The following is an 8,154-nucleotide window of genomic DNA, read 5'->3' on the forward strand; positions in this document are numbered from 1 at the left end:
ATGGCTTCATGAAGCCAAGCGAGAACTGCACCTCGCCCTTGAGGCATTCGTCGTAAAACCCGCGCGTGGCAGGAACCGCCGGCGCGGCCAGCAAGTCCAGGGTCTCTTTTCGCAGCCCCAGCTCACGTCCTCCGGTGGCGAAGACGCTGTACGCGTGCGCGATCGCGCGCGCGGTGCCGACGCCGCCTCCGGCCGGCACCTCCAGATTGCGCGCGTACACACGCGACTCATCGAGATAGACCGACGTACCAGGATTCACGGCGAGCGCGCGAGAAATATTCGAACGGGGATTCAGCCCCTCTACCAGGAGTCGCACCGGGCGAAATCCGATCAGCATCTTGATCATGCCCGGAGGTGAAAGGGTGGCGAGGCGAGCGTTCGGGATGTTTTCGGGGAGCCGGATGTAGAAGTCCTCTCCAAGACGTGATGCAATCTCGTCCTGAAAGAACTGCCCCAAGGTCCGGTGCCGCGGGTCCAGGCGTCGCATCAACTCACCTTCGTAAAACCCGAGGGTCAGCCCGTGATAGGCCTGTCGCGTGCCGGGCTCCCATGCCGGTTTGTGACGGGCCATCACCGCGGCCAACCGATCCAGGTCCGCGACCACACTCTGATCGACTGACTCGTCGAAGGCAAACAGACCGGCCTGGTGCGCGAGGAGCTGGCGCACGGTGATCGTCTCCTTGCCGTTCTGCGCGAACTCGGGCCAGTACCTGGCGACCGGCTCTTCGTAGTCCAGCCAGCCGCGCGAGTGCGCGATTGCGAGGGTCATCGCCGCGAGGCCCTTGGTGGCCGAATGGACGACGACCATCGTGTCCCGTTCCCAGGGCTCGCCCGTCGTCTTGTTGCGAATCCCTCCCCAGAGATCGACAACTTTTTCACCATCCAGGTACACGCAGCAGGCGCCACCTAGCTCATGTCGGCGTTCGAAGTTGTCGGCAAAAGCCTCGCGCACGGCCTCGAAGCCGCGGCTCACTTGCCCTTCAACGGTCACACGGTCTAGCGTGGTTACGGACATAAGGCCTCCTCGTGCCGCCGCGCCCACCTAGCAGACGCGCTCGCCAACTAATGTTGTGTAGTGCAACGAGCGTGCCTGCGCCGCGCTCCTCGCCTCCGTCTCGTGGAGAGTCGATCCCCGGCGCCAAAGGGCACATGCGGAAGGAGTTGTGCGCTGGTACCGATGTGATCGTCGATCTCCACCCGCTGATTTCGCTTCATAGGCGGAATACTCCACAGGAATTGCGGGATTTCGCGCTGTGGACGATGCTAGCTTGGAGCGCGGTGCGAGCAACTGCGCGCAAGCTGTAAGGATCGATCGGACCTCAGGTTCCCGTTTTGAGCGACGCGAGCCAGGTCGCCATCGCCTCGAGAGCCTCGTTATCGCCCTTCCACGCCACGGGGTGGTCTTTGTCGTTGGCCTGGACTTCCTTCTCGATGTACTTCGCAAGCCACTCGGCATCCCGGCTTTCCCCGATTTTGCTCAGATCCGGTCCTCGGACTCGTTTCGACTGCGCCGTCGCCTCGATCCCTTGCGATTCGACCGCGTGGCAGCGGTTGCAGCCGTTCGAGAGGAAGGCCTCTTTTCCCGCCTCTTGCGCGTTGGCGGAGAACGTCGCGCCGAAAAGCACGGCCGATGACGAAACAGCGACCAGAACGACCCTCATTGTCATCGTCTCCTCCTTCTTGGCTTCCACTTCAGCTCTCGAAAGGTGGCTTCTCGTCCATCTTCTTCAGCGCGCTGATGTAGAGCGTCCCCGGGCTCGTGTCCTTCCCACCCGCGAAGTAGTCCATCATGGCACGAACTACGTCGAGCCGAGTGACGATGCCGACGAGGCGCTCGCCTCGGAGGACGGGGAGTGCAAGGTTGGCCCGATCCCCTTTCACGAACGCGTGGACGGCTGCCATGAGCGACGACTCCTCCGAAAGTACCGGCGTCACGGGATCCAGATAGGACTGGATGGGACCGACGGGAATCTCCTCGTTCAAGAAATCGACCAGAGCGCGCATCAGCCCCTGCGTCGACAAGAACCCCTGGAAGCGCTTCGTCCTGTCGATGACAGCGGCTCCCGGGACCTTCCTTCTCAGGAGCAGCTTGGCCACGTCCCGCAGCGACGTCTCGGGTCGCACGATGGCGAAGTCTCGGCGCATGACGTCCCTCACTTTGGGGACCTGCCTCATCGTCTTCGACTCGTGCGCCGTCGGAGTCGATCTCATCGTCGCCCTCCATTCCGGGCATCCTCGGCACGCCGTTGGGGGCAGAAATCGCACCGCGGCTCGTCCGATCCGTCGCAGCTTCCGGCACAATTGCCCTCGAGGCCAAAAAGAACCCCGAGCGCGAGCAGGAAGGCGACGAAGGCGATTCCAAAAACAATCATCTAACCGAAATCATCGAACAGGATATTCTCCGGCTCGACGCCGAGCTCGTCCAGCATGGCGACCACGGCGTGGGCCATCAGTGGAGGTCCACAAAGATAGTACTCGATATCCTCGGGAGCGGGATGATCCACGAGGTATCGGTCGAGCACCACCTGGTGGATGAAGCCCGTAGGTCCCGTCCAGTTGTCCTCGGGGCGGGGCTCGGAGAGAGCGAGGTGCCAGGAGAAGTTCTCGTGCTCTCTCTGGATCCTGTCGAAATCCTCTTGATAAAAAGCCTCCTTCAGGCTGCGCGCGCCGTACCAGAAACTGACCTTCCGCTTCGTGTGGAGTCGTTCGAACTGGTCGAAGATGTGCGATCGCATCGGCGCCATACCCGCTCCCCCGCCGATGAAGAGCATCTCGGCGTCGGTGTCCTTGGCGAAGAACTCCCCATAGGGTCCCGAGATGGTGAGCCTGTCGTCGGGGCCGAGGCTGAAGAGGTAGGAGCTCATCTTGCCGGGAGGCGTACCCTCGGGAGCCGAAGGGGGCGGTGATGCGATACGCACGTTGAGCAGGATGATGCCTTTCTCCCCGGGATAGTTCGCCATGGAGTAGGCCCGGGTGACCGGCTCGTCCACCTTCGAGACGTAGCGCCACATGTGATACTTGTCCCAGTCCTCGCGATAGGCGGGCGGAACATCGAAGTCCCGGTAGTAGACGGTGTGAGGGGGGCACTCGGCCTGGATGTATCCGCCGGCGCGGAAAGGCACCGATTCCCCCTCGGGGAGATCGAGGACGAGCTCCTTGATGAACGTGGCGACGTTGTCGTTCGATCTCACCCGGCACTCCCATTTCCGGGACTCCATGACTTCTGGCGGGACCCGGACGTCCAGGTGCTCCTTTACCGGGACCTGGCACGCCAGGCGCCATCCCCCCTTGGCCTCGCGCCTGGTCATGTGAGCCAACTCGGTCGGCAGGATATACCCCCCACCCTTCAGGACCCGGGCTCGACATTGTCCGCAGGTGCCCGCGCCGCCGCATGCCGAGGCGAGGTATATCCCGTTCTCCTCGAGTGCGCTCAGTAGTTTTCCGCCTGGTGATGTCGTGAGCTCTCGCTGATCGTTGACGAGGATGGTGACGTCTCCGCCAGGAATCAGCGTCGTCTTCGCCAGCACCGTGAGCCCGACGAGAACGAGCACGATGCTCGCGTACATGCCCATGGCGACGGTGATCTCGTTCATGGCCAGAGGCTCACAACTGGATTCCGGTAAACGCCAGGAAAGCCAGCGACATGAGCCCGGTGACGAGGAAAGCCATCCCGACCCCACGGAGACCCGCGGGCGGCTCGCTGTAGGTCATGCGCTCTCGAATGCCCGCCAACACCGCGATCGCGATGGCGAATCCCGTCCCGGTTCCGAAACCGTAGGCCACGCTCTCGCCGAAACCGTATCCGCGATCGACCATGAAGAGCGTCCCGCCGAGGATGGCGCAGTTCACCGTGAGAAGCGGCAGGTAGATGCCCAGGGCGTTGTACAGGGCGGGAAAGAATCGGTCGAGCACCATCTCGAGGATCTGAACCATGGTCGCGATCACGCCGATGTACACGATGAGTCCCAGAAAGGTCAGGTCGAGCTCGCTCACCCGCGGCAGCAACGTCTTGCCCTGCTTGAGCAGCCCGTGGTAAATCACGTTGTTCAACGGCACCGTGATCGTCTGCACGACGACGACCCCCGCTCCCACGCCGAGCGCCGTCTTCACGTTCTTCGAGACCGCGAGAAACGTGCACATGCCGAGGAAGTAAGCGAGGGCGAGGTTCTCCATGAACACGGCTCGGACGATGAGGTCGAGATGATGTTCCATGCCTAACGCTCCTTCTGCTCGGGATTGAAGCTCCGGAGAGCCCATATGAGAAACGCGATGAGGAGGAAGGCCGCCGGCGCCTTGGTCATGAAACCGTTGGGCACGTACCAGCCGCCCTCGGCGTGAAGTCTGAGGATCTCGTAGCCGAACAGCTTGCCGCTTCCGAAGAGCTCGCGCACGAAGGCGACGGCGAGAAGGACGAGGCTGTATCCAAACCCGTTGCCGATAGCGTCGAGGACGCTGAGCCTCGGGGGGTGCTTCAACGCGAAGCCTTCGGTTCGGCCCATGACGATGCAGTTGGTGACGATGAGCGAGACGAACACCGAGAGCTGCTTCGAGAGGTCCCAGAAGAAAGCTTGAAGGATCTGGTCGACGACGATCACCAGCGTGGCGATGATGCTGATCTGCGCGAACATGCGGATGGTGTCGGGCACGTGGTGCCGGATGAGACTGAGGGTAGCGCTCGAGCCGGCCATCACCGCGATGACACTGAGCGACATGGCGACGGCGGTCTCGAGCTTCGTCGTGACCGCGAGGGCGGAGCAAATGCCGAGGATGAGGATCATGACGGGATTGCGATCCAGGATCGGCTCCCACAAGACGTCACGCGCTTTGGGCTCAGCCACCATCCCCCCTCTCGCGACGCAGTCTCTCGAGGTATGTCTCGAATCCGCTCGCAGCGAACCAGTACTGCAACAGGAGCGTGACGCTCTCCGAGGTGATCGTGGCACCCGAGATCCCCTCCACCTGGTACTGGCCTTCGGCCGAGTCCGGGTCGACCGCCCCTCGAACCACCTCGATACGGACCTCGCCGTCTTCGTCGTAGATGCGCTTGCCCGGCCACCGGGCCCGGAAGCTCGGCTCGGTGATCTCCGCGCCCAGGCCGGGCGTCTCCTCATGCTCGGTGAAATAGAGGTTGCGCACCGTAGTCAGATCGCCGTCGAGGACGACGATGCCGTGTATCATCCCTCCGTAGCCCAAGCCCCGCACGGGAAGGATGAGCCGGTCGAGGCGCTCGCCTTCACGGATGAGGCCCACGTAGGCGTAGCGCTCGCGTCGGCCGATCTCCGCGAGATCGTCATCCGCTGGAATCGGGTCGCTGAGCCCGGGGTCGCTCGCCGCCTCCCTCTGATCGTACGTTCCGGTTCCGATATCCGCCGATGAGACGTACTCGCCCGTGTCCAGCTCGACGATACGAAACTCTACGGCATCGGGAACGTCGACTCCCGCGGCGAGCAGCATGTTGGCGAGCCGCTCTCGATCTTTGTTGGCCTGCACACGGTCCACGAGCCCTACCGCGGTCACCGAGACCAATCCGGCGCAGGAGAGTGCGATCAGAAGAGCCACCACGAAGGTCTTCAGCGTAGATGCCCTAGCCATGGCGCGCTCTCCGCTCGATGTTTCTCTGCTCCACGAACCAGTCGATGAGAGGCGCGAAGACGCTCGCGAGCAAGATCGCCATCATGGTTCCCTCGGGATATGTGGGATTCGTGACGCGCAGCAGGACGGCGAGCGCGCCCACCAGAAATCCATAGATCCAGCGTCCGGGATTCGTCTGCGCCGAGGTCACGGGATCCGTGGCGAAGAACACCACGCCGAAAGCGAATCCTCCGAGAACGAGGTGCCACTCCGGCGGCAGGACGAACATCGCGTTGGTCTCGCTCCCGCCTCGCACGAGAAGGGCGGCCGCGCTCGCGGCGCCGGCGGACGCGGAGAGCATGATGCGCCACGATCCGATCCCGGTCAGGATCAGAACCACCGCTCCGATGAGACAGGCCAGCGTCGAGGTCTCGCCCATCGAGCCCCCGATCGTACCGAGAAACGCCTCCGTCCAGCTGGGCTCGATGACATCCATCCCGATCTCCGGGGCGGTGGCTTGCAGTGCGGACAGCGGCGTCGCCCGGGAATAGCCGTCCACCGCGACCCAGATTCTATCTCCCGACATGTCGTTCGCGTAGGCGAAGTAGAGGAAGGCGCGACCGACGAGAGCGGGATGCAGGATGTGCCGGCCGTAACCGCCGAAGAGCTCCTGCGCGATCACGATCCCGAAGCTGATGCCGAGCGCGACCTGCCAGAGCGGGATGAGCGGCGGAAGGCTCAGGGCGAACAGGAGGCCCGTGACCCAAAGGCCTTCGTTGAGAGGTCGCCTGCGGACCGAGGCGAACAGGAGCTCCCAGGCGCGGCCGACGAACAGGGTAACCAGGTACACGGGAACGAAATAGAGCGCTCCGTGCGCGAGGTTGGCCCAGAGGTCGTCGGCGTCGTAGCCGAGACCACTCAGAACCCTGCCGCGCCAGCCCGGAGCCTCGGCGAGATCGATTCTTGCCATCGCGAGGTTGGCCTGATAACCGGTGTTCCATATCGCCATGAAAAGAGCGGGAATGAGCGCCACGACGAAAACGAGCATGATGCGCCGGAGATTGATGGCGTCGCGCACGTGAGGCGCGCCCCGAGTCTCGCGTCCCGGCGAGCGAAGGAAGCTTCTGGCCGACTTCTCGAGGAGGGCGAGGAGCTGCCGTTTCACCGGGATCAACCTTCTTTTTCGATGGTGCCGAGAACGCTGCGAAGAGGCGGACCGTAATCGTTCTTACCCGGGCAGACGAATCCGCAGAGGGCCAGATCCTCTTCGTCGAGCTCGAGACAGCCGAGCGCCCGAGCGCGGTCGACGTCGCCGACGGCGATCGCTTTGAGAAGCGCAGTGGGCACCAAGTCGAGAGGCACCACTTTCTCGTAGCAACCGACGGGAATGATCGGGCCGAGCTCTCCTTCCGACGAAGTGGTGAAGTCGAAACGCCGTTTTGGTTTTACGAGGGCGGATGCGAAAACGGGCTTCACGGAGAATTTGTCGAAGCCGGGTCGCAGCCAGTCCAGGAACGGTCGCGCCCGCACACCCGAGATCACCGAGACCTGCAGGTGATAACGACCGAGAAACCCGTGGACGCCGGCCGCGGTCCGGCCCTCGAGGACCGATCCGGAAACGACGCGGACGGGCCCGTCCGCGAGCCGCCCGGCGAGAAGGTCGCTGGTGCTCGCGCCGAGGCGGGTTCGGACAAGCGCCGGGCTCTGAACCGGCGGGCCTCCCAATGCCACGATGCGCTCGACCCAGACGCGTCCGGTGAGGAACAGATGCCCGATGGCGACGACGTCCTGATAGTTGACGTGCCAGACGGTCTTGCGCTCGCTCACCGGATCGAGGAAATGGATGTGGGTGCCAGGGAGGCCAGCTGGATGCGGCCCTTCGAACTCTCGCACCGAGACTCTCTCGACATCCTCCCCGGGAAACGACGCTCCCGGACGCCGGCACAGATAGACCGGTCCGTCGGTGAGACGGGCCAGCGCTTCCAGTCCCCGCACGAGCTCGTCGCGCTTGCCGCCGAGGCCTTCGAGGACGGCAACCGGATCGGCGGCGAGTGGACGGGAATCGATGGCGGTCACGAATATCGAGTGCGGCACCGACTCCGGCGGCGGTACCCGGCCGAAAGGCCGGGTCCGCAGCGCCGTCCAGAGACCGGAGGCTACGAGGTTGCGCCGCACGGCGTCGCGTGGCGGAACGCCGGAGAACGACTCGAACGTTTCTTCGTCGTCACCGTCGAGCGCGATGACGATCGACTCGAACTTGCGTTTGGCGCCTCGGTGGATCGCCACGACCCGTCCTGAGGCGGGAGAGGTGTGCTGAACCCCCGGCGTCTTCTTGTCGGAGAACAGTGCCTGACCCAGTTTGACGCGCTCGCCGAGCTCGACGTGCATCCTGGGCCTCATCCCCACGTAGTCGTCCCCCAATAGCGCGACTTCACGCACCCGGGGTCCCGATACGATCGTTTGATCGGGAGCGCCCGAGATGGGTACGTCGAGTCCCCGGCGAACCCTGATCATCAGGAAAAACCCATCTCCCTGGTACTCGGGTCCAGGATGCACGGAACGGTCGGAGTGTCGAACATGATT

The 8,154-nt window shown here is 63.6% G+C and carries 10 protein-coding genes; all 10 read right to left on the reverse strand.

Features of this window, described 5'->3' with window-relative positions; all coding sequences use genetic code 11:
- A partial coding sequence (locus VEK15_29085; protein ID HXV64789.1) for a serine hydrolase domain-containing protein occupies positions 1-1,015 on the reverse strand: 1,015 nt, incomplete at its 3' end.
- Positions 1,016-1,319: 304 nt separating this feature from the next.
- Positions 1,320-1,667: a c-type cytochrome gene (locus tag VEK15_29090; GenBank protein HXV64790.1), complete on the reverse strand. Its 348-nt coding sequence runs from the start codon at positions 1,665-1,667 to the stop codon at positions 1,320-1,322.
- Between the two features lie 25 nt (positions 1,668-1,692).
- The gene (locus tag VEK15_29095) at positions 1,693-2,211 is read right to left on the reverse strand and encodes a CBS domain-containing protein (protein HXV64791.1); all 519 of its coding nucleotides are present in this window, start codon (positions 2,209-2,211) and stop codon (positions 1,693-1,695) included.
- Entirely contained in the window at positions 2,208-2,372 is a 165-nt protein-coding gene (locus tag VEK15_29100; GenBank protein ID HXV64792.1) for a hypothetical protein, read from the reverse strand. Before VEK15_29100 ends, VEK15_29095 begins: the two co-directional genes overlap by 4 nt.
- A complete protein-coding gene (gene nqrF, locus VEK15_29105) occupies positions 2,373-3,593 on the reverse strand; it encodes an NADH:ubiquinone reductase (Na(+)-transporting) subunit F (GenBank protein HXV64793.1) in 1,221 nt (406 codons plus the stop codon).
- Positions 3,594-3,603: 10 nt separating this feature from the next.
- Positions 3,604-4,212, reverse strand: a complete 609-nt coding sequence (gene nqrE, locus VEK15_29110; GenBank protein HXV64794.1) for an NADH:ubiquinone reductase (Na(+)-transporting) subunit E — start codon at positions 4,210-4,212, stop codon at positions 3,604-3,606.
- A 2-nt stretch (positions 4,213-4,214) separates the two neighbouring features.
- Positions 4,215-4,841, reverse strand: coding sequence for an NADH:ubiquinone reductase (Na(+)-transporting) subunit D (locus tag VEK15_29115; GenBank protein HXV64795.1), 627 nt, complete (start codon positions 4,839-4,841; stop codon positions 4,215-4,217).
- Complete coding sequence (gene nqrC / locus VEK15_29120) at positions 4,831-5,592, reverse strand: NADH:ubiquinone reductase (Na(+)-transporting) subunit C (protein ID HXV64796.1); 762 nt, start codon at positions 5,590-5,592, stop codon at positions 4,831-4,833. The genes VEK15_29115 and nqrC overlap by 11 nt, the downstream gene beginning before the upstream one ends.
- Positions 5,585-6,736, reverse strand: a complete 1,152-nt coding sequence (locus VEK15_29125; protein HXV64797.1) for an NADH:ubiquinone reductase (Na(+)-transporting) subunit B — start codon at positions 6,734-6,736, stop codon at positions 5,585-5,587. Before VEK15_29125 ends, nqrC begins: the two co-directional genes overlap by 8 nt.
- Before the next feature lie 5 nt (positions 6,737-6,741).
- Positions 6,742-8,085 carry a Na(+)-translocating NADH-quinone reductase subunit A gene (locus VEK15_29130; GenBank protein ID HXV64798.1) on the reverse strand — a complete coding sequence of 448 codons (1,344 nt, stop codon included), beginning with the start codon at positions 8,083-8,085 and terminating at the stop codon, positions 6,742-6,744.
- Positions 8,086-8,154: the final 69 nt, after the last annotated feature.

It is taken from the genome of Vicinamibacteria bacterium (assembly GCA_035620555.1).
In the GTDB taxonomy this organism is placed as follows: Bacteria; Acidobacteriota; Vicinamibacteria; order Marinacidobacterales; family SMYC01; genus DASPGQ01.

What these genes read in the sequence shown, in the direction of transcription:
- VEK15_29090 (HXV64790.1), bottom strand. Translation starts at nt 1,667, where the DNA reads ATGACAATGAGGGTCGTTCTGGTCGCTGTTTCGTCATCGGCCGTGCTT.
- VEK15_29095 (HXV64791.1), bottom strand. Translation starts at nt 2,211, where the DNA reads ATGAGATCGACTCCGACGGCGCACGAGTCGAAGACGATGAGGCAGGTC.
- VEK15_29100 (HXV64792.1), bottom strand. Translation starts at nt 2,372, where the DNA reads ATGATTGTTTTTGGAATCGCCTTCGTCGCCTTCCTGCTCGCGCTCGGG.
- nqrF (HXV64793.1), bottom strand. Translation starts at nt 3,593, where the DNA reads ATGAACGAGATCACCGTCGCCATGGGCATGTACGCGAGCATCGTGCTC.
- nqrE (HXV64794.1), bottom strand. Translation starts at nt 4,212, where the DNA reads ATGGAACATCATCTCGACCTCATCGTCCGAGCCGTGTTCATGGAGAAC.
- VEK15_29115 (HXV64795.1), bottom strand. Translation starts at nt 4,841, where the DNA reads ATGGTGGCTGAGCCCAAAGCGCGTGACGTCTTGTGGGAGCCGATCCTG.
- nqrC (HXV64796.1), bottom strand. Translation starts at nt 5,592, where the DNA reads ATGGCTAGGGCATCTACGCTGAAGACCTTCGTGGTGGCTCTTCTGATC.
- VEK15_29130 (HXV64798.1), bottom strand. Translation starts at nt 8,085, where the DNA reads ATGATCAGGGTTCGCCGGGGACTCGACGTACCCATCTCGGGCGCTCCC.